Below are 23665 nucleotides of genomic sequence, written 5' to 3'. Positions count from 1 at the left end.
GGGCACTGGCTGCGATTTTTTGCGCGCATTCACCAAACTCCCTAGAATGTGACAAAAACCGATCCATTCTGGAGTCCATCGTGACATTTCTGACCGAATATGGCCTGTTTCTGGCCAAGACAGTGACCTTCCTGCTGTCCATCGGCGCCATCATCCTGATGATTGTGAGCACTCGCCAGCCGAAAGCGCGCAAGGGGGAGCTGGTGGTGACCGATCTCTCGAGCGAGCTGGAGCAGGGGCAATTTGCGCTCAAGAGCGCGCTCGTTAGCAAGGCCGAGCGCAAGGTGCTGGAAAAGCAGCAAAAAGAGGAGCAGAAAAAACGCGCCAAGGCGGGGGATGAGCGCAGTCGTCTGTTCGTGCTCGATTTCAACGGCAGCATGGATGCCAAAGAGGTAGCCTCCCTGCGCGAGGAGGTGAGCGCGGTGATCGGCGTCGCCCAGCCCGGCGACGAGGTGCTGCTGCGACTCGAATCCGGTGGCGGCGTGGTGCATGGCTATGGCTTGGCCGCTTCCCAGTTGCAGCGACTGCGCGATCGTGACATCAAGCTCACCGTGGCTATCGACAAGGTGGCGGCGAGCGGCGGCTACATGATGGCCTGCGTGGCGGACAAGATCCTGGCTGCCCCCTTTGCCATCGTCGGCTCCATCGGGGTGATCGCCCAGATGCCGAACTTCAACAAGTTGTTGAAAAAGCATGACATCGAATTCGAGATGCACACCGCCGGTCAGTACAAGCGCACCATCACCATGTTCGGCGAGAACGACGATCTGGGGCGCGAGAAGTTTCGCGAGGAGCTGGCGGCGATCCACGAGCGATTCAAGGCCTTTGTGGCCGAACACCGCCCGCAACTCGATATCGATCAGGTCACGACCGGTGAGCACTGGCTGGCGAGTCAGGCCAAGGGGCTGGGGCTGGTGGATACCCTCTGCACCAGTGATGACTATCTGCTGGCGCAGGCCAGCCACCACAAGGTGATCGGCATCAGCTATCGCAAGCCAAAAAGTCTGACCCAGAAGCTGGGGCAGCAGGGCGCGCAGGCGCTTGAAGCCGGACTTGGGCGGCTGTGGCAGCAGAGCCCCTGGCGCTAAGCCTGGCCCTCTGGCGTTCGCCCGAGGGAAATCCCGCGATAAAAAGGCCAGCCGATGCCCATCGGCTGGCCTTTTTGCATCCGGTTGCACCTTGTTGGTGAGCGAGGGTTGTTTCTATTGAGGCCCTCTGTTACAACTGAATGCTTTCCCCGTTTATGACAGGATCTTGTGGTAAGAGCTGCGGGGCATGGAGCATAGCGATGTCATGGAGCACCTTCAGGCAATTTACCCCGCTGGTCTGGATCGTCATTCTGGGCACCTTTATGGTGCGTACCAGCTACTACATGGTGTGGCCCTTCCTCTCCATTCTGCTCTATCGGGAGTATGACCTTTCGGCCACCTTCATCGGCCTGTTGCTGGGTGGCTCGATGGCCCTCTCTACCCTGGTCAGTTTTTACGGCGGCTGGCTCTCTGATCGCTTCGGGCGGCGCAGCATACTGATGGCCGGTTGTCTGGTGGCGATGCTCTGTTTCGGCCTGCTCGGCTTCTCCCATGCGGTGTTCTGGCTTGGGGTCGGGGTGATGGGTAGCGGCCTCTCGTCGGGGCTCATCGATGCCCCCGGCAAGGCGCTGATGGCCGACAGTCTGGCCTCGGCCAAGGCGAGGGAGCTGGCACTGCACCTGCGCTATTTTCTGCTCAACCTGGGGGCCGCGTTGGGGCCGCTAATGGGGGTGACCCTCGGGATCAACGCCCAGCAGGAGACCTTCCTGTTTCTGGTGGTGAGCTATCTGCTGCTGGCGCTGGCCTTTGGCTGGGGATTTCGCCGGGCTGGCAGCACAGGCAAGCCGGGTGCAGCTGGCCCCGGACTGCGGGATGCCATCAAGGTGTTGCTGGCGGATCGCGCCTTCCTGCTGCTGGTGATGGCCAATCTCCTGATGGTGCTGGTCTACTCCCAGTTTCACTCGCCGCTGGTGCAGTACCTGACCCGGGCTGGTATGCCGCAGGTGGCCGAGCTGGTTGCCCTGCTGGTGGCGACCAATGCCCTTACCGTGGTGCTGCTACAGTTTCCGCTGCTGAGGTTGTTGTCACGCTGGCCGGTACGGGTGCGTCTTCATATCGGTATGGCGCTCTTTCTGGCGGCCCAGCTGCTCTTCGCGCTGGGGGACCCGATGGTGCGCAGCCACTGGTTTGGCGCCGTGCTGTTGCTCAGCATCGGCGAGACCATCCTCTTCCCCCTGCTCAACGTGCTGATCGACCAGATGGCTCCTACCCACCTCAAGGGGAGCTACTTTGGTGCCAGCGCACTGGCCGGGTTGGGAGGGGCCGCCGGCGCCCTGCTGGGAGGCTGGATCCTCGAGCAGTGGCGCGGCCAATTACTCTATGTGCTGATGGCGCTGCTTTGTGTGGCGATTTTTGCGCTTTATGAAGCTGGCGCCCGACATCATGGTCGGCGAAGTGCCCGGCAGGAGTCGGTGATAGGCTAACGGGGCTGACTTCGCCGCTGGCCAGCCCCTTATGGTTCAGAAGGTCAGCACCTTGTCGGCAGCCAGGGTCCATTGGGCCAGCATCGGCAGGGTGCCGACCTCAATGCCCTCGATCAGCGGCAGGGCTGTGATGCCACGGGCATCGGTGCAGGTCTTGCACAGGCGAATGGTGACGCCTTGTGCCAGCAGAATCTCCAGCATCTGGCGCAGGTTGTACCCTTCGGCCGGAGCCTGACCGGCCAGCGCTGCACTCACCGCATCGGACATCAGGAACAGCTTCAGGCTGGCACCCCCCTGTTCGTTGAGGGCGATAGCGAGACGCAGGGCGTTGAACAGGGATTCGCTGCCATAGGGGGCACCGTTGGCAATGACCACAATTTGTTGATTCATAACAGACTCCCGATTGGAAAGAGCGCCATTGTAGAACCAACAGGGTGGCAATTGCGTGATGTTGCACAACTTCTGTCGCACCTTTTTCCCGCTTGCTTGACCCTGCTGCCGATCGAGGTTTTTATGGTCAGCTCGCAAACAAGACCGGATGAATCGAGATGTGGAAAGTATTGGGAGCCGGCTTGCTGCTGTTGGCGGGTCAGGCCTTTGGCAGTGAGGCGGTCGGTTGCAAGGCTCGTCTGCAGGCCGTCAACGACCAGCTGGTGTTTGCCAAAGCACACAACAATGCCGGGCAGATTGCCGGGCTGGAACAGGCTGCGCGCAATATCAAGGCCAACTGTACCGATGAAGGTCTGCTCAAGGAGCAGAAAGAGCGGGTTAACAAACTGCGTGGCGAGGTGGATGAGCGTCTGCTCGAGCTGCAGGAGGCGAGAGTCAGTGGCAAACCGGAGAAGATTGCCAAGCGGCAGGCCAGGCTGGAGGAGTCCCAGACCCGGATGCTGGAGGCCCAGCGGGAGCTGGACAAACTGATCCGGCTGGTCGGTAAGTGATAGCCAGCCGCTGCACGCAGGATCAAAAAAGGCCGATTGCTCGGCCTTTTTTTCGTTTTACGGTCTGTGCATCAGCTACTGCCTGTGCATCCGCACAAACTTCTCCATCAGCTGATCTTCGGTCTCCACGTGGGCGGGATCCCAGATGATGCAGTCGATAGGGCAGACACTGATGCAGGTCGGCTTCTCATAGTGACCGACGCACTCGGTGCAGCGACTGGGGTCGATCTCGTAGATCTCCTCACCCAGGCTGATAGCCTGGTTGGGGCACTCGGGATCGCACATGTCACAGTTGATGCACTTGTCGGTGATGAGCAGCGCCATCTCAGGCCGCCGTGTGCGGGTTGCGGGTATCCTGGCTGTCGCCCAGATTGCGCAGCAAAATGCCGTAGTTCACATCCAGATCTTTCGGGACCGGCACATAGACCACGTGACCGTTGCCCGGCGCGGTGTCGATAAGCTCCCCTTTGCGGTTCTCCATCTGCTCCAGATTGAAACGGACGTTGCCCTGAGGGGTCATCAGCTCCAGATTGTTGCCCACCAGAAACTTGTTCTTCACCTCGACCTCGACCATGTCACCTTTGCGACCGGTGATCTCGCCGACAAACTGCTGGGTGTCGGAGACGGAGTAGCCGTAGTCGTAGTTCTGGTATTCGCTGTGGTTGTGACGGCGCAGGAAGCCCTCGGTGTAGCCGCGGTGGGCCAGATTTTCGAGGGTGCCCATCAGGCTGCGGTCGAACGGACGACCCGCCACCGCATCGTCGATGGCTTTGCGGTAAACCTGAGCGGTACGGGCGCAATAATAGAAAGACTTGGTGCGCCCTTCGATTTTCAGGGAATGAACGCCCATCTTGGTCAGTCGCTCGACGTGCTCGACCGCGCGCAGATCTTTGGAGTTCATGATGTAGGTGCCGTGTTCGTCTTCGAACGCGCTCATGTACTCGCCCGGGCGGTTGGACTCTTCCAGCAGCACCAGCGCATCGGTCGGCTTGCCAAGGCCCAGGGTGTTGTCCGGACGCACTGCGATGGGCTCCTGACGGTGGACGATCTGGCCCACGTCATCTTCTTTACCCTCGTGCACCTTGTACTCCCAGCGGCAGGAGTTGGTGCAGGTGCCCTGGTTGGGGTCACGCTTGTTGATGTAGCCGGAGAGCAGACAGCGGCCGGAGTAGGCCATGCACAGCGCGCCGTGAACGAACACTTCCAGCTCCATCTCCGGTACCTGCATGCGGATCTCTTCGATCTCGTCCAGCGACAGCTCGCGGGAGAGGATGGCGCGGCTCAGGCCCATTTGATGCCAGAACTTCACCGTGGCCCAGTTGACCGCGTTGGCCTGCACCGAGAGGTGAATGGGCATATCCGGGAAGGCTTCACGCATCATCATGATAAGACCGGGGTCGGACATGATCAGCGCATCCGGCTTCATCTCCACCACAGGGCGCATGTCGCGGATAAAGGTCTTGAGCTTGGAGTTGTGGGGCTGGATGTTGGCCACCACATAGAACTGCTTGCCTAGTGCATGGGCTTCGTTGATGCCCAACTGCAGGTTTTCGTGATCGAATTCGTTGTTGCGCACCCGCAGGCTGTAGCGGGGCTGACCGGCATAGACGGCATCAGCGCCATAGGCATAGGCATAACGCATGTTCTTGAGGGAACCTGCGGGGGAGAGCAATTCTGGTTTAAACATGGCGGACTCTTTATATCTGATTGCAAATCAGGACGATGCCACCTGATGGCATCGTAGTGGTTGAGCTGCGGTGCAAGATGCCCTCCGAGAGGAGGCTCAATGCAGCGCGACCCGATGACGGCATATCCGGGGTTATCGAAAGAAGATGCGCCGGATATTCGGGGTGCGAGATTGTACTCGCCCCCACGTCATCATGCAATTTGGCAGGAATATCATGCGAATGGAAAATCAGCTTTTGGGGAATCTTTGATGGTGGGTTAGCGATAGTTGCTGATGTTCAATTATCCAGTGCGAGTTGAAAATCGGGAAACTGTTCGCTCATAAAATTGCGGGGGCTGTGGCCATTGCCTGCGGTGGCCAGCCATTCCCAATCCAGTTTTGGCGAGCCCGCTTTGAAGCGTTGATAGGCAACGCCCTGATGGATGGTCAGAAAGAGGGTCGTGGGGAGTCCCAGCTTGTTGCTGTAGCGTACCATCAGATCACCCTGATAGTCGTTGCTGATTCTGACTTTGAGCGCCTGCAATGTCAGACCGGTGGCGTGACCATGCTCGTCCCAGACTTCAAACATGATATGAACACTCTGATGTCGATGATGCCACGATGAGCAAGATGGGATGCAATTGCAACTGTCAGATCTGACAAGGTCGGAAAAATGTGATGAGAATGGCAGAAAGCGAAAACCCGGCGTGAGGCCGGGTTTTCTTGAATTATGGTGGAGGGAGAAGGATTCGAACCTTCGAAGGCAGAGCCGTCAGATTTACAGTCTGATCCCTTTGGCCGCTCGGGAACCCCTCCACAGGGGCAAAGCAAATTGTATTCAGCCATTGCAATCAGGGAAATGGTGGAGGGAGAAGGATTCGAACCTTCGAAGGCAGAGCCGTCAGATTTACAGTCTGATCCCTTTGGCCGCTCGGGAACCCCTCCACGGGGAATTTCCTGATTGTCACTACTTTGCACTTGAATGGTGGAGGGAGAAGGATTCGAACCTTCGAAGGCAGAGCCGTCAGATTTACAGTCTGATCCCTTTGGCCGCTCGGGAACCCCTCCCCAAGTGCGAGGCGCATACTATCAGATCCAGAGGCTTTGTGAACCCCTTGATGAGGCATCTGGCAGTAAAAAATGACTGTTCGTCGATTTTTTGATACATCCAGCTCAAAATTCAAGCTTATCAGCAAGTTGTGCGCTGCTTTTCTGCACAAAACAGCATCCGTGCAAGCTGGCGAGCGCGCTGAAGACAGGCAGATAGCAGAAGACCGCCAGTGTCGGCGGTCTTCCCGGGCATCACATCTAGCGCTGGAACGGGTAGACCGAACCCAGTTTCAGGATCTGGGTCAGCTCGTCCAGCGCGCTGCGGGACTCCTGCACCAGTGCCGGATCCCGCAGGTCATCGAGGGTCAGGCGGTCGCGGTAGTGACGATCGACCCAGCCATCGAGGCGGGCAAACTGGCTGTCGTTGATAAGGCAGGCCGGATTGACCGCAGCGAGTTCCTGATCGTTCATGGCAACCCGCAGTCGCAGGCAGGCCGGGCCGCCACCATTACGCATGCTCTGTTTCACATCCATATAGTGGACCGCCTTGATCGGAGTCTCCTGCGTCAGCAGCTTGCCAAGATAGGCCGACACCGCCGGATTATCGCGGCACTCGGTGGGGGCGATAATGGCCATCTCGCCGCTCGGCAGGGTGAGGATCTGGGTGTTGAACAGGTAGGATTTCACCGCATCCAGCACGGATACCTCGGCGGTTGGCACTTCGATAAAGTGCAAATTCCCCTCGCCAAACTTGCCGCGGATCTCGGTCAGTACCGCTTCGGTGTTGAGGAACGCTTGCTGGTGGAAGAAGAGCACGTTCTGGTTGCCCACCGCGATCACATCGTTATGGAATACCCCCTGATCGATCACCTCCGGGTTTTGCTGAATAAACACCACGCTCTCCTCGCTAAGGCCATGCAGGCGGGCGATGGCCTGGCTTGCCTCCAGGGTCTGGCGGGCCGGATAGCGCTTCGGCGCCGGGCGGGAGTAGTCAAAGGCGCTGCGGCCATAGACAAACAGCTCGACCCCCGCCTCGCCATAGGCGCGGCAGAGGCGGGTGTGGTTGGCTGCCCCCTCATCGCCGAAGTGGTCATTCTCCGGCAGATGGAGGTGGTGGCTGAAGTGGCGATCATTGTTGAACACGGCGCGCAGGATGCGACCTGTAACGTCCGGCTCCAGGGAGCGGTGAAACTTGTTGGTCAGGTTGGCGGGGGTGAAGTGAATGCGGCCATCCCGGGTATCGGCACTGGGGGAGACGGTGGCGGCGTTGGCGGTCCACATGCTGGAGGCCGAATAGCAGGCGGCCAGCACGGCAGGAGCCTCCTTGGCGGCCTGTTCCAGCACCCGGGCATCGTTGCCGGTGAAGCCGAGGCGGCGCAGTGTCGCGAGGTCGGGACGCTCTTGTGGCGCCAGTACCCCCTGGGTCATGCCAAGCTCGGTCAGCGCCTTCATCTTGCGCAGCCCCTGTTTGGCGGCCTCTTTCGGATTGGAAGCCTCCTGGGCATTGCTCTGGGAGGCAACGTTGCCGTAGGAGAGGCCGGCATAGTTATGAGTCGGGCCGACCAGACCGTCGAAATTGACCTCGAAGTGCTTCATTGAGTACATCCTTTCGATTTTTATGATGGGTAGCGGTTCCTTCCGCGCACAATGCGTCGGGGTGGGGCCATTATAAAGAGATTTTATGTTTTTGTAACAAGCCGGTAACCAGCAGACGTTTTTATGTCGTTTCAGATATAAAAAGAGGGGCGGTATGGCAGAAAATTGAAAAAGCGGTTGCGTCCGGCCTGTTGCCTTCGCATTAATAAATAAAGAAGCAATAAAAGAAGCCGTGTGGTTCGGGCTGGTCAGGCAAATTTGCTCACAAGATTGCTTTTTCGCGCCAAATCTCTTATACAGCCCCACAAAACCGCACACCAACCCCGTCGGGTGCAATGAGGATAATAGTTACAGCATGGGCAAATCACTGGTCATAGTGGAGTCTCCGGCCAAGGCCAAGACGATCAACAAATATCTGGGCAAGGACTACGTGGTGAAATCCAGCGTTGGTCATGTTCGCGATCTGCCCACCAGCGGCAGCGCCAGCACCGAGCCCAAGAAACCTGTCATTCGCGGCATCAAGTTGAGCGAATCCGAGAAGGCTGCCAAGGATCGCAAGGCCCTGTTTGCCCGGATGGGTATCAATCCGACCGCTGGCTGGCAGGCTAACTACCAGATTTTGCCCGGCAAGGAGAAGGTGGTCAGCGAGTTGCAAAGTCTGGCCGAGAAAGCCGACACCATCTATCTCGCAACCGACTTGGATAGAGAAGGAGAGGCGATCGCCTGGCACCTGCGCGAGATCATCGGTGGCGACGACAGCCGCTACAAGCGCGTGGTGTTCAACGAGATCACCAAGAGCGCCATCAAGGAGGCGTTTGCCCAGCCGTCCGAACTCAATATTGACCGCGTCAATGCCCAGCAGGCCCGTCGTTTCCTCGACCGCGTGGTGGGTTACATGGTCTCCCCGCTGCTGTGGAAAAAGCTGGCCCGCGGTCTCTCCGCCGGTCGAGTGCAATCCGTTGCGGTGCGTCTCATCGTCGATAAAGAGCGCGAAATCAAGGCGTTCGTTCCGGTCGAGTTCTGGGATCTCAATGCCGACCTGCTGACCGCCGACAAGAGCGATCTGCGGATGGAAGTGGTCAGCCGCAACGGGGCCGACTTCAAGCCGGTGACCCAGGCCGAGACCTTTGCCGCTGTCGCAGCCCTGGAAGGGGTCGACTACAAGGTGGTGAACCGGGAAGACAAGCCGACCGGCTCCAAGCCGTCCGCGCCGTTTATCACCTCCACCCTGCAGCAGGCGGCCTCTACCCGTCTGAGCTTCGGGGTCAAGAAGACCATGATGATGGCCCAGCGTCTCTATGAAGCGGGTTACATCACCTATATGCGTACCGACTCCACCAACCTCAGCAAAGAGGCGGTTGAAGCGGTGCGTGAATATATCGGCGAGCAGTATGGCGCGGCCTATCTGCCAGCCGAGCCGAATCTGTATGGTGCCAAGGCCAATGCTCAGGAAGCGCACGAGGCGATCCGTCCCTCCAACGTACAGGTGACTGCCGAGATGCTGGAAGGGATGGAGCCGGATGCCATGCGTCTGTACGACCTCATCTGGCGTCAGTTCGTTGCTTGCCAGATGACCCCTGCTCAGTACGACTCCTCCACCCTGACCGTTAAGGCGGGTGAGTTCGAGCTCAAGGCCCGTGGTCGTACCCTGCGCTTCGCCGGTTGGACCAAGGCGCTGCCGCCGATGGGTCGCAAGGGCGAAGATAGCCAGCTGCCGGCGGTGACCGTGGGCGAGCTGCTGAAACTGGTCAAGCTGGATCCGCGCCAGCACTTCACCAAACCGCCTGCCCGTTTCACTGAAGCTGCGCTGGTGCGCGAGCTGGAAAAACGCGGCATCGGCCGTCCGTCAACCTACGCCTCCATCATCTCCACCATCGTTGATCGCGGTTATGTGCGGGTCGAAAGCCGCCGTTTCTTCGCCGAGAAGATGGGCGAGATCGTCACCGATCGTTTGGTGGAGAACTTCGTTGAGCTGATGAACTACGAGTTCACCGCCAAGATGGAAGACAAGCTCGATGGCATCGCCGAAGGGAGCCTTGAGTGGAAGAAGGTGCTGGACGCCTTCTACGCCGAGTTTACCCAGGAGCTGGAGAAGGCCGACAAGGCGCCCGAAGAGGGCGGCATGCGTGCCAACCAGATGGTGATGACCGACATCGACTGCCCGGATTGCGGCCGCAAGATGGGTATTCGTACCGCCACCACCGGCGTGTTCCTCGGCTGCTCCGGCTATGCCTTGCCGCCGAAAGAGCGCTGCAAGAAGACCATCAACCTGGTCTCTGCCGACGAGTTTGTCTCCGCCACTGACGGCGAAGAGGCGGAAACCGAAGCGCTGCGCGCCAAGCACCGCTGCGGCGTCTGTGGCACTGCGATGGATGCCTACATCATCGATGACAGCCGCAAGCTGCACGTCTGTGGTCGCAACCCGGACTGCGATGGCTACGAGATCGAGAAGGGCCAGTTCAAGCTCAAGGGCTACGAAGGGCCGAGCATCGAGTGCGACCGTTGCGGAGCCGAGATGCAGCTCAAGAACGGCCGTTTCGGCAAGTACATGGGCTGCACCAACGAGACCTGCAAGAACACCCGCAAGATCCTGAAAAACGGCGACATCGCGCCGCCGAAGGAGGATCCGGTGCCGCTGCCTGAGCTCAAGTGCACCCAGTCCGATGCTCACTTTGTGCTGCGTGACGGGGCTGCTGGTCTGTTCCTTGCGGCCAGCAACTTCCCCAAATCCCGCGAGACCCGCGCGCCGCTGGTGGAAGAGCTCAAGCGCTTCAAGGATCGCATCTCCGCCAAGCACAAGTATCTGGCCGGTGCCCCACTCACTGATCCGGACGGCAACCCCGCCATCGTACGTTTCAGTCGCAAGACCAAGGAGCAGTACGTGATGAGCGAGGTCAACGGCAAGGCGACCGGTTGGACCGCTCACTACGACAACGGTACCTGGCAAGAGAGTTTGCCAAAGGCTAAAAAAGCGTGATGAAAAGAGGCCCCGACAAGGGGCCTCTTTGCTTATGGATAGCGGTATACTGAGACAGCTGCAAGGAGTGCAGCTGTCGTCAATCGCGAAGTAGACAAGGAGGTTGAGATGGAGATTAACGAGATCCGGCCGGGCATGAGCTGTATGACCCGGGAAGGGGCGGCCTATGTGCTGGAGGTTGACCGGCAGAGCCTGCTGGTGCTGCTGCAGCGAGCGGATGAGACTATACCAGTGCAGGTGCGCAGCGACGAGATCCTGACGCCGCTGGAGTGAGCCGGCTGTGCCCCCCTCAAAACGGCAGTAGAAAAAGCAGCTCGGCCAGATCGGGCTGCCATTGCCACTCCTTCATTCTGACCCTCCCCCCGATCACCACGACCCCCTCCTGCTGCAGGCGTCCCGTCTGTTCGGCAAAGCCTTGCGACCCTTTCGGTAATGAGATAGTGCCCGCCGCGCCCAGTACCCGATGCCACGGCAGTACCTTGTCGGTTTCCCGCAGCACCTTGCCTACCAGTCTCGCCCGTCCGGGCAACCCGGCCAGATCGGCCACCTGACCATAGCTGACCACCCGGCCTGCCGGGATCAGGGCGATGATCGCTTCGATACGGGCAGTTTTGTTCAATGAGGATGGACTTGGTTGAATGCTCATAGACCCGATTCGTCAAAAACAACAGAAGCGCCATTGTGGCGCTTCTGTCATGGGTCTGGCAATGATTCAGCCGAAGGTCTGGCTAAGCCCCTTCAGTTGCTTGGCCCGTTCCAGCAGAGCCTGACTGGAGTGATCGACATCCAGCATCTTCTGACTGTTGGCGTGGGAGTATGCGGATATCTGGTGGATGCTGCGGCTGATCTCCTCCACGACCGCTTGTTGCTGCTCAGCAGCGGTGGCGATCTGGGTGGAGTGTTCGGTGACCAGCTCTATCTCTGCCAGCACGGTATGGAGGCTGCTGGCGCCCTGGCGGGTCATCTCGGCACATGCGCGGGTCTGTTGCAGGTTCTCCTGCATCATCCCCTTCCAGCGTCCCAGCGTGTGCTGGATCTGCTTGATGCTGCCCTGGATCTGCTCGGTCGCCTTGTGGGTGCGGGTCGATAGAGTTCGCACCTCGTCGGCCACCACCGCAAAACCACGGCCCTGCTCTCCGGCGCGAGCCGCTTCGATGGCGGCGTTGAGGGCCAGCAGGTTAGTCTGCTCGGCGATGCCCTGGATCTCGCCCATCACACTGCCAATCCGTTCGGATTCGCTGGCGAGCTCTACCGCCGAGTTGAACGCCAGCTCTGCCTGTTTGGCGAGTTGTTCGATCTGTTGCTCGGTCTGGTTCAACTGCTGGTTGGTTTGTTCACAACGATTGCGAGCTTCGTTGACCTGACCGTTGGAGTCCTGAATGTTGCGGGCGATCTCGTGGGCCGTGCTGGCCATCTGAGTCATAGCCGTAGCCATCTGCTGGGTCTGGGCATCTTGCTCGTTGATATCGAGACATGCTTGATGAGAGGCCTGCTTCAGATTGATGGCCAGGGTTTGCAGAGGTGCCGTGGCATCGTTGATCCGCCCCAACACGGTTCGGATGCGGGCCTGCAGCATCTTGATATGAAAATCGGCAATGGCGCCGGGGTTGTCACCGGAGTAGACCAGCCGGGTCAGACTGTCATATTCACGGCCCAGCTGCTGCAGATAGTGGGGCAGGGCAAAGAGCTCGCGCCAGTAGGCTCCGCCAATAAGCAACAGGGGCAGCAGCATCAGCAGGACGGTCATGGCCCCTTGGCTGGCGAAGGTCCAGCCCATCATGCCGAGCAGCAACAGGGTAATGGCCGGGGTGCGCACTCTGGCAAGAGAGGGAAGGTTGCTGCTGTTGCCGCGCTCGGCCTTGAGCAGTGCCTGGTAGGTCTGAGCGGCGATGCGCTTGAATTGGGGCTCGGGCTTGCAGCGTACCGACTGGTAGCCGCTGATCCTGTTGCCTTCGTAGATGGGGGTGACGTAGGCATCTACCCAGTAGTAACGACCATCCTTGCAGCGGTTTTTTACCATACCGCGCCAGGGTTTGCCCTCCTTGAGGCGGGCCCAGAGATCGGCGAAGGCGGCCTTGGGCATGTCGGGGTGGCGTACCAGATTGTGGTTGTGACCCACCAGTTCATCGACCGTGTAGCCTGCGATGTCGCAAAAGGCCGGGTTGGCGTAGGTGATCACCCCGCGCAGGTCTGTGGTGGAGACCAGTTGTACGTCGGCAGGAAACTCCACTTCGCTGTCCAGGGTATGGACGTCTCTGCGGGTCATAGGAATACGCTCCGATGTTCTTGTTGATAATGTTGTCGTTGTTATTGTGGCAGATCTGGAGGTGGCCGCAGGCTCGCGCCAGCAGGAGGCAGACCAGCTTCATTGGGGGCTGGATTTTGCCAATAATGGCGGATGAATGGTAGGGGGAAGTTGATGTTTTGTTGGCTAATCGTAAAAAAGGCGGCCGATTGGCCGCCAAAGTAGAGACAACATTACCTCTGTGGCATCCGGTAGCGCACCTGCAACTGATCGAGGATCTGCTGCTGACCCGGCAGGCGGGCGGCGAAGTGCTCCCAGCCCTTGTGGGCGGGATCGCTCCAGGCCACCTCGGCCGTGGCCAGCATACGCGGGAACAACATGTAGTCGAGACGATCACGGCTGGTGATCAATTCTGACCACAAGGGGCTCAGCACCCCGAGGATGTTATCGTTGGCATGGAAATCGGCTGGGGCAGGATCGCAAGCATAAACCTGCTCCAGATTGAGGGTCCCCGCCCAGTAGAGGCCGGGTTCATGAATATCGGCGCTCCAGGCGAGATCGAGATAGAGGAACTGGGCGGGCGCCATCACCACAGGATAACCGGCTGCGGCTGCGTCCAGCCCCGCCTGAAAGCTGGTCCAGGCACAGATGGCCGCTTTGCGGCTCACCTTGTCGCCATGCAGGATCTCCTCCCAGCCGATCATCTGTTTGCCTCTGGCGGCCAGATAGCGCTGGCAGTGGCGCAGCAGATGGCCCTGCAGCTCGCGGCAGTCGGCGTAGCCCTGCTCGGTCATCAGCTGCTGGCAGGCGGGGCTGTCGGTCCAGACCCCGGTCGGCACCTCGTCACCCCCCATGTGGATCTGCGGGCCGGGAAAGAGCTCGCATACCTCGTCCAGCACCGCCTCCAGGAAGCGGTAGGTGCCGGGCAGGGCGGGGTTGAGCACGTTGTCATCGAAATGCTGAACCGAGCGGTAGCGGGAGTGATCCGCCGTTTCGATCAGCAACTCGGGCAGCGCCTTGATGGCGGCGTGGCAGTGGCCCGGAATGTCGATCTCGGGAATGACGGTGATGCCGAGCTCACTGGCATAGCTCACCAGCTCCTTCACCTCGCTCTGGGTGTAGTAGCCGCCATAGGGTTCGGCGCCGCCGCTGAGCTGGGGGCCGATCGCCAGATCGTGGCCGCGCCAGGCACCCACGTCGGTCAGTGCCGGGAAGGCCTTGATCTCGAGTCGCCACCCCTCGTCATCGGTCAGATGCCAGTGGAAGCGGTTGAACTTGTAGAGGCTCATCAGCTTGAGCAGACGCTTGATGGTGGCCGGAGTGTGGAAGTGGCGGGCGCAATCGAGAAAAATGCCGCGAAAGCCAAAGCGCGGGGCATCCTCCAGCGTGACGCAGGGCAGGCTCTCCCCATGTTGCAGATACCACTGGGCTAGCGTCACCAGCCCATGACGCCAGCCCGTTTCGTCGGCGGCGGCAATCACCACCTCCTGCGGCGTGATGGTGAGTTGGTAGGCTTCGGGTGCCAGTTTGGCCTCGGTCAGCCGGATTTCAGCGTCGTGATCCTGCTCCAGCGCCAGCGACGTCAGCTCGTTGAAGTGGGCCAGCAATTTCGGTACATCGCGGGGAGCGCTGACATGAGCCCGCTCGGCCAGACGGAAGTTCCCCTCCAGCAGTACCAGATGGGCCGGTTGCGGCACGATACCGGGCAGAGGCTCGACATCCGGCAGATCTGGGCGGGCTACCGGCGGGTTCTCCAGTCCGAGATCCTGCGCCGCCAGCGTCACCGGCAGCAGCTGGGCACCGGTGGTCGCCTCCGGCAGGCTGAGGAAGAACCCCTGCGGCATGTCGGAGAGCTTCTTGATGGGGGTCTGGCGGCAGCAAAAGCGCAGCTCGCAGCTGCCAGCGTTCGGGACAATCACCTTGTAGCTGCCGCTCTGGCGCTCCAGCTCGCCCCCTTGCAAGGAGTCGGGGTCGATATGGCGAGCCAGACAGAAGTGCAGCTTCCACTTGGTATCAGGCATGCGTGAGAGGGTGAAGGTGAACCAGACATCCTCGCTGTCACGTCGGGCGACCTGGGTGTGGATCAGGGGTGTAGACATGGAAAATCCTCTGATTGGGCAAACAGGATGGCGCCATCGAGCGCATCTGCCTGGGGGGGGATCAGGTTGAGCTGGCCGAGACGGGGAGCGAGGCGGGTGCCAATCCCACCCAGCAGGGCGATCTGTCTGGCACCCAGCTGGGTCATCCCCTCCAGCAGGATCCGCAGTTGTTCGCAGGTTTCGTCCAGCAGCTGATTGGCGAGCTCGTCGCCATCGCTGGCTGCATCAAATACCCAGGGGGCAAAGTGGCCATAGTCCGCCGGAATGGCGTGGGCGGCCCAGCGAACCACCTCGGCCTGATCCCGCTTGAAGCGGTCCATCAGGCGGATTGCTAGAGTGCTGGGGGGCAGAATGCCGTCGTGGCAGAGCAGGGATTGCTGGATGGCGCGCAGCCCCAGCCAGGCGCCGCTGCCTATGTCTGAAATGGGGAAGCCGCGGCCGGAACAGGTGCGGATCTGCCCCTCCTGATAGACCAGCCCCACCGAGCCGGTACCGGCGATCAGAATGGCCCCCTCACGGCCGCCAAAGGCGCCGAGGCAGGCACCGAAGGCATCGGAGGTGAGCCTGACGCTGGCGAAGGGGAAGGGCATCTCGAGCAGGGCGTGATAGCAGTCGGCCAGCTCGGCGGAGGCGAGCGCCAGTCCGACCCCCATCTGCTGTTCACTCTCGATAGCGATCCCGGCGGCAAGGCGGGCGCTGGCGATGGCGGCCAGCACATTGGCGTGGGCATGGGGGATGCCCAGCTCCAGATTGGAGCCGGCAGCACGCCCCTCTCCGAGCAGCTTGCCCGCCCGATCCCGAATGCGGGCGCGGGTGTGGGTGCCCCCGCCATCGACGCCGACCCAGAACTCAATCATGGCGACCTCCATTTCCCTGCGCATTCAGCCAGGTGATGGCCAGGGCAAACCAGGCTGCGTGGGGGATCCACTGCTCGCCCCAGCGCCAGTTCTGATCCAGCCGATCCTTGTACTCCTCCGGAATAAAGGCCACCTCATTTTCGTCATCAAACCCGGCGGTGATGCCGTTGCAGATCCCCCCCTGCGCATTGGGATAACCGGCAGTATAGGCGGGGTTGTTGATGCCGTGGCCCGCCAGCATGCAGGCGTTGAAGGGGTTTTGCCCGAGGATCCAGTCGAGTTGGCGCTGACCGTAAGTGATGAGCGGCTGGCTCTGGCGGGGGAAGTGGCGGGCGCCAGCAAAGGCCATGGTCGCCAGCGAGGCGAGGCGGGCATTCTCCCCCTGCCACCAGTAACCGGACTCGTTGTGATGGGGCATAAAGAAGCTGACGCGCGGCGCTTCATCCACCCCTTTGACATATTGGCGGGCGAGGGAGAAGGGGTTGCCCGCGCGGGCGCAGAGCGCCAGCTCGGCGGCCAGCGCCTGCTCCACCACGGTTTGTACCCGGGCCTGGTGCTCCTGATCCGGCTCTACGCCCAGATATTCCAGCAGCGCCAGCACCGGCAGACCCGCCTCGGCGGCGTGGTAGTAAGGGCGCGAGCCATCCTCGTTGGCCGACCAGTAGTGACCCAGCTCAGGATGAGGGCGCTGGCGGGCGCAGAGCTTGCTGGCTCGGACTCTCGCTTCATTCAGCCACTCGTTGCCGAAGGTGCGGGTCAGCTCCACCGCTGCCAGCAGGGCGCAGTAATCGTCGATGATGTTCTCGACCCCGTCATCAAGGTAGGCAAGGTTGTGCTCACGCAGATGCAGGTAGCCGCGTTTGGCCGCCTCGGCGTAGCGGCTGGCATCGAAGTCGCCGCTGACGCTCTCGCGGGCAGCGCGGGCCAGCGCGGCGATGGCCATGCCGCCCCCTTGGCGGAACCCCGCCTGCCAGTTGGCAGACTTGAGCCCCTGCTGGGTGGCATAGGCGCACAGCTCGCGCTGGGCGGGATCCTTGCTCCACTTGTCGAACAGGGTTATGTAGAAGAAGCCCGACTCATCCTGCATCCGGCAGAGGAAATCGGCGCCGTGCAGCGCCTCGTCATTGAGCCGCTTGCAGAGGTTCACCCCGTCGATATCGCGGCGCGGGGCCAGCAGTTCCCGGCACTTGAGCAGAGCCCACACCACCATGGGGGTCTGCTGGGGGTTGAGGTAGTTGGCGTAGGAGAGGTGGCTCAGGTACTTGCTCATGTCGCCGCTGGCATCGAACCAGCCGCCGTGCACATCTTTGTGCTGGTCGGTGCCAAACAGGCGGGCGTTGCGGTCGGCCCGATCGAAGGTGCCGCTGGCGCGCTGGCCCTTGAAGTAGTGGATGACATCGGAGAGACAGCTGTTGGCCAGCAGATCCTGGCCGATGGCAAAACGGGTGGAGCGGACTATGCGTTGCTCTGTGGCGGCTGCGCCTATGGGGGCAATGATCGCCTCCAGCCGATAGTGGCCGGGCTCCTTGAAGGCGGAGAAGTCGGCGCGCCAGTAAGCGCGGCCCTGCCAGCCTGGGACGCTGCCAGCCGGTTGCAGCGGAGTTTCAAACAGGATCTGGCCATCATCAAGGCGTTGCAGCCTGACATAGCCGCCGAGATCAGGGGCGGGGGAGGTTTGCAACAGGGCGACCTTGTGTCCGTCGCTCTCGTAGCCCACCTGATTGATCAAGAGTTCCATCAAGGTATTACTCCTGTGGTTCACCGCCGGGCGGTGAGGCACATCACGGGGCTGTGGCCGCCCCGTATCGAGGCATGGCCGGACAGGGTTGTCCGGCCGGTCTAAGGCTCACCCTCACTCGTAGAGGTAGCAACGCACGAAGTGGTTGTCGGCAAGCTTGGTGATGGGGGGCAGCGCCTCCTTGCAGCGGGGCATTGCCTGATTGCAGCGCCCGGCAAAGGGGCAACCGCAGGACTCCGGTGTCCAGAGCGGGATCTCCCCCTTGCGGCCACCCTCCAGCTCGGCGTGGATGCTCTTCTCGGGGTCGGGCACCGCCGAGATGAGCAGCTGGGTGTAGGGGTGCTGCGGGTGATGGAGTATCTCGTCCACCTCGCCCCACTCTACCATGTGCCCCACATACATTACCGCCAGATCTTCCGCCACATAGCGGGCGGTGGCGATGTCGTGGGTGATGTAGAGCATGGAGACGCCCAGCTCGTTCTTCATCTGCTCCATCAGGTTGAGGATGCCGATGCGAATGGAGACGTCGAGCATGGAGGTGGGTTCGTCCGCCAGCACCACTTCCGCTTCCACCGCCAGATTGCGAGCGATGTTGACCCGCTGGCGCTGGCCGCCGGAGAGCTGGTGCGGATACTTGGCCGCCGTTGCCTTGGCAGGGGTCAGGCCGACCTTCTCCAGCAGGGCGTAGACCATGTCGGGCAGCTCTCTCTTGTCGATCACCTTGCTGTGCAGCAGCAGGGGGCGGGCGATGTGGTGGTAGATGGTGTGGGTCGGGTTGAGCGAACCGAACGGATCTTGCCACACCATCTGTACGCTCTGGCGATAGTCCAGCAGGGCGGTGCCCTTGTTAAACTCCTCCAGATCGTGGCCGCGATAGAGAATGCGCCCGGCACTGAGCTTGTACATCTTGGCGATGATCTTGGCGATGGTGCTCTTGCCGGAGCCCGACTCCCCGACCACCGCCAGGGCGCGGCCCCGGTGCAGGTTGAAGGTGATGTCGGAGAGGGCCCGCATCTTGCCACTCTTGATGGCATTAGAGTTGATGGGGAAGTCCTTGTAGAGATGCTGGACTTCGATGATGGGTGCATCGGTTTTGGCGATTTGCATGACAGACATCCTTAACAGCCAGCGGCCTTGTCCAGATAGATCAGGGGATCTTGTTGTTCATCCTGCACGTCATAGAGATGGCAGGCGGTCTGTTGCCCGGGGCGGATCTCGGCCAATTGGGTGTACTCCTGACGGCAGCGATCGTGCACCTTGCCGCAGCGAGCCTGAAAGCGGCAGCCGACCGGCACCTCCAGCAAGTTTAGCGGGGTGCCCGGGATCCCCTCCAGCACCTTCTTCGGCCCGTGCAGGGGCGGGAAGGAGTTACCGAGCCCTCTGGTATAGGGGTGCAGCGGCGCGGTCAGGATCGCTTTGGAGGGGGCAACCTCCACCAGTTCACCGGCATACATGATGCCGATGCGATCGCAGAACTCCACCATCAGGGAGAGGTCGTGGGTGATAAACAGAATGGAGAAGTTGAACTTCTCTTTCAGGGCATAGACCTTCTGCAGGATCTCCCGCTGCACCACCACATCGAGCGCCGTGGTCGGCTCATCCATGATGAGCAGCTCGGGGTTGAGCGCCATGGCGATGGCAATCACCAGTCGCTGGCGCATGCCGCCGGAGAACTGGTGCGGGTAATCCTTGAGCCGGCTCGGGTGGATATCGACGATGGTGAGCAGCTCCTGGGCGCGCTTGATCGCCTCGTAGCGGGTCATGCCGAGGTTGTGGGCCAGCAGCACGTCGCAGAATTGCTCCTCCATCCGCAGTACCGGGTTGAGGGCGTTCATGGCGGACTGGAACACCACCGACACCTGTTGCCAGCGGTAGGAGCGCAGCCGCTCGTCACCGTAGTGGAGGATGTTCTCCCCCTTGAACAGGATCTCGCCGCCGCTGATGTAGGCGGGCGGCTTGTGTAGCCGGGCCACCGAGAAGGCGACGGTGGATTTACCGCAGCCCGACTCGCCGGCGAGACCGAAGATCTCGCCCTGTCTGATATCGAAGCTCACCGAGTTGACGGCGCGCACATCGCCATTTTCGGTGATGTAGTCGACGCAAAGATTGCGTACTGACAGCAGGGGATGCTTGTTCATGCTGTCTTCTCCTGTGCTGTGGCAACCGGAGTGGTGACCGGCGCCGCGAGTTTCTTCCAGCGGTTCAACCCTTTGTGGGAGCGCAGCTGCGGGTTGGCAATCTCGTCGATGGCGAAGTTGAGCAGGGCCAGACCGGCACCCAGGGTGGCGATGGCGAAGCAGGGGGCCAGCACTTCCCACCAGGCGCCGATCAGGATGGCACTGGAGGTCTGGGCGTTGTAGAGCATGATGCCCCAGCTCACCACGGTCGGGTCGCCGAGACCGAGGAACTCCAGGGTCGCTTCGGTGACGATGGCGTAGATGATGGAGCCGATAAAGCTCACCCCGATGATGGAGATGAGGTTGGGCAGGATCTCCACCAGAATGATGCGCCAGGCCGGCTCGCCCAGCACTTCGGCGGCGATAACGAACTCTTTTTCGCGCAGCGCCAGGGTCTGGGCCCGGATGACCCGCGCGCCATAGGCCCAGGAGGTCAACCCGATTATCACGGCAATCACCGCCGGTGACGCCTCCCCGATAAAGCTCGCCAGCACCAGTAGCAAGGGGAGGTTGGGGATCACCAGTACCACGTTCATCAGGAAGGTGAGGCACTCATCTACCAGACCGCCGAAGTAGCCGGCGGTGATGCCGATGGCGACGGCCAGGGTGCAGACCAGCAGGCCTGCGCTGAAGCCCACCAGCAGCGAAATACGGGCACCGTTGGTGAACTGGGCCCAGATGTCGTGGCCCATGCGGGTGGACCCCATCACGAACTCGGCACTGGGCGGCTGGTGCGGGCGAGCCACCCGTTTGGTCGGTTCGTTGCTGGCCAGAATGGGGGCAAAGAGGGCCATCAGTACGAAGGCAACCACGATGGCGAGGCCACAGGCAGCCTTCTTGTTGCCCAGCAGGATTTTGAGAATGGTCGGCATACGCATCTTATTTGCCTCCTGTACGCAGACGGGGATCCAGGAAGACGTAGAGCACGTCGGCCAGGAAGTTGAAGCTGAGCATGGTGATGGTCATGATGAGCAGCTGCCCCTGAATGAGCGGGTAGTCGCGGGCCAGAATGCCCTGATAGAGGGTCAGGCCCAAGCCGGGATAGTTGAAGATCACCTCGGTGATGAGGGAGCCACCGATAACGAAGCCGAGCGCCATGGAGAGGGCGGTGACGCTGGGCAGAATGGCGTTGCGGGCGCCGTAGTTGAAGATCACCCGGTTGCTGGAGAGCCCTTTGGCCTTGGCCATGGTGATGTAATCCTCACCCAGCAGGTTGATCATGTTGTTGCGCATGGTGATGAGGAAGCCCCCCACCTGCACCACGGCCAGGGTCAGCACCGGCATGATGGCGTGGGTCATGATGCTCTTGATGTGCTCCCAGCCCCAGTCAGCCTTGATCTCCGGGCTGTAGGCGTAGCCGATGGGCAGCCACTCGAGGCTGACCCCGAACAGGAACAGGGCGAGCAGTGAGACCACTACCGGCGGAATGGCCTGCATCACCAGGGTGAGCGGGGAGAGAATGCTGTCCATCCGGCCGCCGCGATACCAGGCGGCAAAGATGCCGACGATGGAACCGAGGGAGAAGCTCAGGATGGTGGAGGTGCCGACCAGAAACAGGGTCCAGCCGATGGCACGGCCCAGCACGTCAGAGACCTGCTGCGGGTAGAAGCGCACCGAGGTGCCGAGATCCCAGGTGAAGACACTCTTCACATAGGTGAGAAACTGGGTGCCGATGGGGCCGTCGACAAAGCCGAAGGTGGCTTTGAGGGCTTCCAGGGCGGCGGGTTCCATCATGGCGCCAGCGCGGGCAAACATCACGGAGACAGGATCCCCTGGCATGGCACGGGGTAACAGGAAGTTGATGGTGGCGGCTACCAGAAAGGCAACCAGATAGAAGGAAAAGCGTCTCAGTATGAATCCCATGATAGTACCTTTTACTGCAAGTCTGCCCCGCGTCGGGTATAGCTACCCCAACCCCGGCAAAGCCGAGCAAGAAGGGGATTAACGGGGAAGATGGCCCCCCGCAGGGGGCCGGGATTGTTTAGCTGTTTGGCTTGAGGGACAACACGTGCAGCAGACGCTCAGGGGTGTCCGGGTGGAGCTGAGGTTTGGCTACCGGGTTATCAGCACTGAACCAGCCGTTGAAGCGCTTGGTGCTGTACTCGTACCAGGTCGGGTTGTTGAAGACCGGAATGATGGTCTGGTTGGCACCAACACGATCCTGGATGGCGAACATGATCTCCTTCTGCTTGGCCGCATCGGCGGTCTGGGTGAAGTCATCGATCAGCTTGTCGAGCTCGGGATCCTTGTAACGGGGCGCGGCGAAGCGGTTGCCACGGTCGCCCATGTTGCGGGAGTGGAACGCGGTCTCGAAGTACTTGTGCGGGTTGGCACCGGCAAAGTAACCCTGCAGGGCGACATCGAAGTCACCGGTGATCAGGTTCTCGGTCCAGACGGTTGCTTCCGGGGTGGCGGTCTTGGCGTTCAGGCCCAGCGCCTGCAGCCCTTCTACACCGATCTGAACTGTGTTGACCCAGTCGGTCCAGCCGTTCGGTACCAATACCTTGAACTCGATCTTTTTGCAGCTCGGAGTGTCGAGGAACTTGTCGCCGTCACAATCCTTGTAGCCTGCCTCTTTCAGCAGGGCCTTGGCCCCTTCCAGATCGAACTTGTTGTACTTGCCGTACTTCTTGTCCACTTCCGGGTTGTTCCAGGAGTCAAAGGCTTTGCCCAGACCTGACGGGTACTCGTTGACGGTGGGGTAGCCGTAGCCCGCGATATCCACCATGGACTGGCGGTCCATCGCCATGGAGAAGGCGCGGCGGAAGTTGATATCGTTGAAGGCTTCGTTATTGCCCGGGTTCTTGGTCTGGAAGTTGACGTTGAACGCCACGGTACCGGAGGCCGGGAACCAGTATTTGTTGTTCTTCGGATCGTTGCCGACGTAGAGGCGCTCGATATCCGGCACGAAGGAGCCGAACCAGTCGATGTCACCTTTCATGACAGCAGCCAGCACCTGGTCGTTGGTGGCCATCTGCGGCATGCGGATACAGTCGATAGCGAGGTTGGCGTTATCCCAGTAGTGCGGGTTGCGGCACTGGGTGTAAAGCTGGGCGGAGAAGTTGTCCACTTCGGTGAAGGGGCCTGTACCAACCGGCTTGTCGTTGGTGAAGGCAACCGGATCTTTCACCGATTTCCACTGATGCTCCGGCACGATAGGTACCAGCACCAGATCATTCACCACGTTGGTGTTGACCTCGGTCAGGTCGAATTTGACCTTGTTGGGGGCCAGCTTCTCTACGCTCTTGATCTGGGTCCAGATTGAGCGCTCATCCAGCGCCTTGTTGGCCTTGACCAGATTGAAAGAGAAGATGATGTCATCGGCATCAAAGGCTTCGCCGTCAGACCACTTCACGCCATCACGCAGATCGAAGGTGACGGATTTCAGGTCATCGCTGAACGCATAGTTGGTGGCCAGACGATAGACGGGTTTGCCCCCTTGCATATCGTTGAAGATCACCAGCGGTTCATAGATGAAGTGACGGGTGGTGTGCAGCAAGCCCGCTTGCAGGAAGGGGTTGAAGTTCTTGACCCAAGCGGTTTCCTGCTGTGCGACCATGGTCAGCACGGTTTTGTTTTCTGCGGCCATGGCGTTACCGGCGGCACCGGCAAGCATCATGGTTCCCAGCATTACAGCGGTAGAGATTTTGGATACTTTGGCAAGCATATGTTTTCCTTTCTTATTTTTTGGCATTCCCGAGGGTTCGCCTTGTTTTGTGTGAGCACCGGTTTCGCATGCTGATGAAATCGGCCCTCTGTGTTGGTCAGGTGTCTAACCTTTGTCGTTCTGTTTTCCAACGCCCTAAG

20 protein-coding genes and 3 tRNA genes are annotated in these 23665 nt (G+C 60.5%); 5 read left to right on the top strand and 18 right to left on the bottom strand.

Translation table 11 applies throughout. The features are described from left to right. Nucleotides 1–80: 80 nt before the first annotated feature. Together sohB and I6L46_RS11275 are read left to right on the top strand one after the other, a co-directional pair. Nucleotides 81–1088 carry a protease SohB gene (gene sohB / locus I6L46_RS11280; protein ID WP_216975525.1) on the top strand — a complete coding sequence of 336 codons (1008 nt, stop codon included), beginning with the start codon at nt 81–83 and terminating at the stop codon, nt 1086–1088. Between the two features lie 200 nt (nt 1089–1288). Continuing rightward, nucleotides 1289–2512: an MFS transporter gene (locus I6L46_RS11275; protein WP_216975523.1), complete on the top strand. Its 1224-nt coding sequence runs from the start codon at nt 1289–1291 to the stop codon at nt 2510–2512. A 36-nt stretch (nt 2513–2548) separates the two neighbouring features. Here I6L46_RS11275 and I6L46_RS11270 read toward each other — a convergent pair whose 3' ends face one another. Next, entirely contained in the window at nt 2549–2902 is a 354-nt protein-coding gene (locus I6L46_RS11270) for a DsrE/DsrF/TusD sulfur relay family protein (RefSeq protein WP_005334901.1), read from the bottom strand. Between the two features lie 158 nt (nt 2903–3060). Between I6L46_RS11270 and I6L46_RS11265 the strand changes: the two genes are divergently transcribed. Next, a complete protein-coding gene (locus tag I6L46_RS11265; protein WP_005334898.1) occupies nt 3061–3453 on the top strand; it encodes a DUF1090 domain-containing protein in 393 nt (130 codons plus the stop codon). A 75-nt stretch (nt 3454–3528) separates the two neighbouring features. Here the strand turns inward: I6L46_RS11265 and I6L46_RS11260 are convergent, their stop codons facing one another. From I6L46_RS11260 to astB, 7 genes are all read right to left on the bottom strand, one after another. Beyond that, nucleotides 3529–3777 (bottom strand): YfhL family 4Fe-4S dicluster ferredoxin, encoded by a 249-nt coding sequence (locus I6L46_RS11260; RefSeq protein ID WP_005334896.1) that lies wholly within the window; start codon nt 3775–3777, stop codon nt 3529–3531. A gap of 1 nt (nt 3778) precedes the next feature. After that, nucleotides 3779–5140, bottom strand: coding sequence for a tRNA 5-hydroxyuridine modification protein YegQ (gene yegQ, locus I6L46_RS11255; RefSeq protein WP_216975521.1), 1362 nt, complete (start codon nt 5138–5140; stop codon nt 3779–3781). A 277-nt stretch (nt 5141–5417) separates the two neighbouring features. After that, nucleotides 5418–5708: a hypothetical protein gene (locus tag I6L46_RS11250; protein ID WP_040069073.1), complete on the bottom strand. Its 291-nt coding sequence runs from the start codon at nt 5706–5708 to the stop codon at nt 5418–5420. A 142-nt stretch (nt 5709–5850) separates the two neighbouring features. After that, nucleotides 5851–5935 (bottom strand) — tRNA-Tyr (locus I6L46_RS11245). A gap of 44 nt (nt 5936–5979) precedes the next feature. After that, nucleotides 5980–6064, bottom strand: a tRNA-Tyr gene (locus tag I6L46_RS11240). 38 nt (nt 6065–6102) lie between these two features. Further along, nucleotides 6103–6187: transfer RNA gene (locus I6L46_RS11235), tRNA-Tyr, on the bottom strand. A 240-nt stretch (nt 6188–6427) separates the two neighbouring features. Then, complete coding sequence (gene astB / locus I6L46_RS11230) at nt 6428–7765, bottom strand: N-succinylarginine dihydrolase (RefSeq protein ID WP_216975519.1); 1338 nt, start codon at nt 7763–7765, stop codon at nt 6428–6430. 355 nt (nt 7766–8120) lie between these two features. Here astB and topA point away from each other — a divergent pair, with 355 nt between their 5' ends. Both topA and I6L46_RS11220 read left to right on the top strand, forming a co-directional pair. Then, entirely contained in the window at nt 8121–10742 is a 2622-nt protein-coding gene (gene topA / locus I6L46_RS11225; protein WP_216975517.1) for a type I DNA topoisomerase, read from the top strand. 108 nt (nt 10743–10850) lie between these two features. Beyond that, entirely contained in the window at nt 10851–11015 is a 165-nt protein-coding gene (locus I6L46_RS11220; protein WP_216975515.1) for a hypothetical protein, read from the top strand. Nucleotides 11016–11031: 16 nt separating this feature from the next. Here I6L46_RS11220 and I6L46_RS11215 read toward each other — a convergent pair whose 3' ends face one another. The 10 genes from I6L46_RS11215 to I6L46_RS11170 all read right to left on the bottom strand — a co-directional run bounded on the left by I6L46_RS11215 (nt 11032) and on the right by I6L46_RS11170 (nt 23525). Then, on the bottom strand, nt 11032–11388 hold the full coding sequence (locus tag I6L46_RS11215) for an MGMT family protein (RefSeq protein WP_216975512.1): 357 nt from the start codon (nt 11386–11388) through the stop codon (nt 11032–11034). Between the two features lie 66 nt (nt 11389–11454). Beyond that, entirely contained in the window at nt 11455–13008 is a 1554-nt protein-coding gene (locus I6L46_RS11210; RefSeq protein WP_216975510.1) for a PAS domain-containing methyl-accepting chemotaxis protein, read from the bottom strand. 212 nt (nt 13009–13220) lie between these two features. Next, nucleotides 13221–15086 (bottom strand): beta-N-acetylhexosaminidase, encoded by a 1866-nt coding sequence (locus I6L46_RS11205; protein ID WP_216975508.1) that lies wholly within the window; start codon nt 15084–15086, stop codon nt 13221–13223. Next, nucleotides 15071–15943: a BadF/BadG/BcrA/BcrD ATPase family protein gene (locus I6L46_RS11200; RefSeq protein WP_216975505.1), complete on the bottom strand. Its 873-nt coding sequence runs from the start codon at nt 15941–15943 to the stop codon at nt 15071–15073. The genes I6L46_RS11205 and I6L46_RS11200 overlap by 16 nt, the downstream gene beginning before the upstream one ends. Then, nucleotides 15936–17681, bottom strand: coding sequence for a glycoside hydrolase family 9 protein (locus I6L46_RS11195; protein ID WP_216975503.1), 1746 nt, complete (start codon nt 17679–17681; stop codon nt 15936–15938). Before I6L46_RS11195 ends, I6L46_RS11200 begins: the two co-directional genes overlap by 8 nt. 114 nt (nt 17682–17795) lie before the next feature. After that, entirely contained in the window at nt 17796–18788 is a 993-nt protein-coding gene (locus tag I6L46_RS11190; protein WP_201957951.1) for an ABC transporter ATP-binding protein, read from the bottom strand. A gap of 11 nt (nt 18789–18799) precedes the next feature. Then, nucleotides 18800–19819 (bottom strand): ABC transporter ATP-binding protein, encoded by a 1020-nt coding sequence (locus tag I6L46_RS11185; RefSeq protein WP_216975501.1) that lies wholly within the window; start codon nt 19817–19819, stop codon nt 18800–18802. Continuing rightward, nucleotides 19816–20736, bottom strand: a complete 921-nt coding sequence (locus I6L46_RS11180) for an ABC transporter permease (RefSeq protein ID WP_216975498.1) — start codon at nt 20734–20736, stop codon at nt 19816–19818. Before I6L46_RS11180 ends, I6L46_RS11185 begins: the two co-directional genes overlap by 4 nt. Before the next feature lies 1 nt (nt 20737). Beyond that, nucleotides 20738–21721 carry an ABC transporter permease gene (locus I6L46_RS11175; RefSeq protein WP_005334871.1) on the bottom strand — a complete coding sequence of 328 codons (984 nt, stop codon included), beginning with the start codon at nt 21719–21721 and terminating at the stop codon, nt 20738–20740. 118 nt (nt 21722–21839) lie between these two features. After that, a complete protein-coding gene (locus I6L46_RS11170) occupies nt 21840–23525 on the bottom strand; it encodes an ABC transporter substrate-binding protein (protein WP_005353816.1) in 1686 nt (561 codons plus the stop codon). Nucleotides 23526–23665: the final 140 nt, after the last annotated feature.

Source organism: Aeromonas sp. FDAARGOS 1416 (assembly GCF_019048085.1).
Classification (GTDB): Bacteria; Pseudomonadota; Gammaproteobacteria; order Enterobacterales; family Aeromonadaceae; genus Aeromonas; species Aeromonas veronii.
This window is presented reverse-complemented; position numbering and strand designations above follow the sequence as displayed.

Excerpts from the sequence above, each read along its gene's own strand:
- topA (WP_216975517.1), top strand. The coding sequence starts at position 8,121 with ATGGGCAAATCACTGGTCATAGTGGAGTCTCCGGCCAAGGCCAAGACG.
- I6L46_RS11180 (WP_216975498.1), bottom strand. The coding sequence starts at position 20,736 with ATGCGTATGCCGACCATTCTCAAAATCCTGCTGGGCAACAAGAAGGCT.
- I6L46_RS11205 (WP_216975508.1), bottom strand. The coding sequence starts at position 15,086 with ATGTCTACACCCCTGATCCACACCCAGGTCGCCCGACGTGACAGCGAG.
- I6L46_RS11270 (WP_005334901.1), bottom strand. The coding sequence starts at position 2,902 with ATGAATCAACAAATTGTGGTCATTGCCAACGGTGCCCCCTATGGCAGC.
- astB (WP_216975519.1), bottom strand. The coding sequence starts at position 7,765 with ATGAAGCACTTCGAGGTCAATTTCGACGGTCTGGTCGGCCCGACTCAT.
- I6L46_RS11275 (WP_216975523.1), top strand. The coding sequence starts at position 1,289 with ATGTCATGGAGCACCTTCAGGCAATTTACCCCGCTGGTCTGGATCGTC.
- I6L46_RS11195 (WP_216975503.1), bottom strand. The coding sequence starts at position 17,681 with ATGGAACTCTTGATCAATCAGGTGGGCTACGAGAGCGACGGACACAAG.
- I6L46_RS11260 (WP_005334896.1), bottom strand. The coding sequence starts at position 3,777 with ATGGCGCTGCTCATCACCGACAAGTGCATCAACTGTGACATGTGCGAT.
- I6L46_RS11265 (WP_005334898.1), top strand. The coding sequence starts at position 3,061 with ATGTGGAAAGTATTGGGAGCCGGCTTGCTGCTGTTGGCGGGTCAGGCC.
- I6L46_RS11200 (WP_216975505.1), bottom strand. The coding sequence starts at position 15,943 with ATGATTGAGTTCTGGGTCGGCGTCGATGGCGGGGGCACCCACACCCGC.
- yegQ (WP_216975521.1), bottom strand. The coding sequence starts at position 5,140 with ATGTTTAAACCAGAATTGCTCTCCCCCGCAGGTTCCCTCAAGAACATG.
- I6L46_RS11190 (WP_201957951.1), bottom strand. The coding sequence starts at position 18,788 with ATGCAAATCGCCAAAACCGATGCACCCATCATCGAAGTCCAGCATCTC.
- I6L46_RS11250 (WP_040069073.1), bottom strand. The coding sequence starts at position 5,708 with ATGTTTGAAGTCTGGGACGAGCATGGTCACGCCACCGGTCTGACATTG.
- I6L46_RS11220 (WP_216975515.1), top strand. The coding sequence starts at position 10,851 with ATGGAGATTAACGAGATCCGGCCGGGCATGAGCTGTATGACCCGGGAA.
- I6L46_RS11175 (WP_005334871.1), bottom strand. The coding sequence starts at position 21,721 with ATGGGATTCATACTGAGACGCTTTTCCTTCTATCTGGTTGCCTTTCTG.
- I6L46_RS11210 (WP_216975510.1), bottom strand. The coding sequence starts at position 13,008 with ATGACCCGCAGAGACGTCCATACCCTGGACAGCGAAGTGGAGTTTCCT.
- I6L46_RS11215 (WP_216975512.1), bottom strand. The coding sequence starts at position 11,388 with ATGAGCATTCAACCAAGTCCATCCTCATTGAACAAAACTGCCCGTATC.
- I6L46_RS11185 (WP_216975501.1), bottom strand. The coding sequence starts at position 19,819 with ATGAACAAGCATCCCCTGCTGTCAGTACGCAATCTTTGCGTCGACTAC.
- I6L46_RS11170 (WP_005353816.1), bottom strand. The coding sequence starts at position 23,525 with ATGCTTGCCAAAGTATCCAAAATCTCTACCGCTGTAATGCTGGGAACC.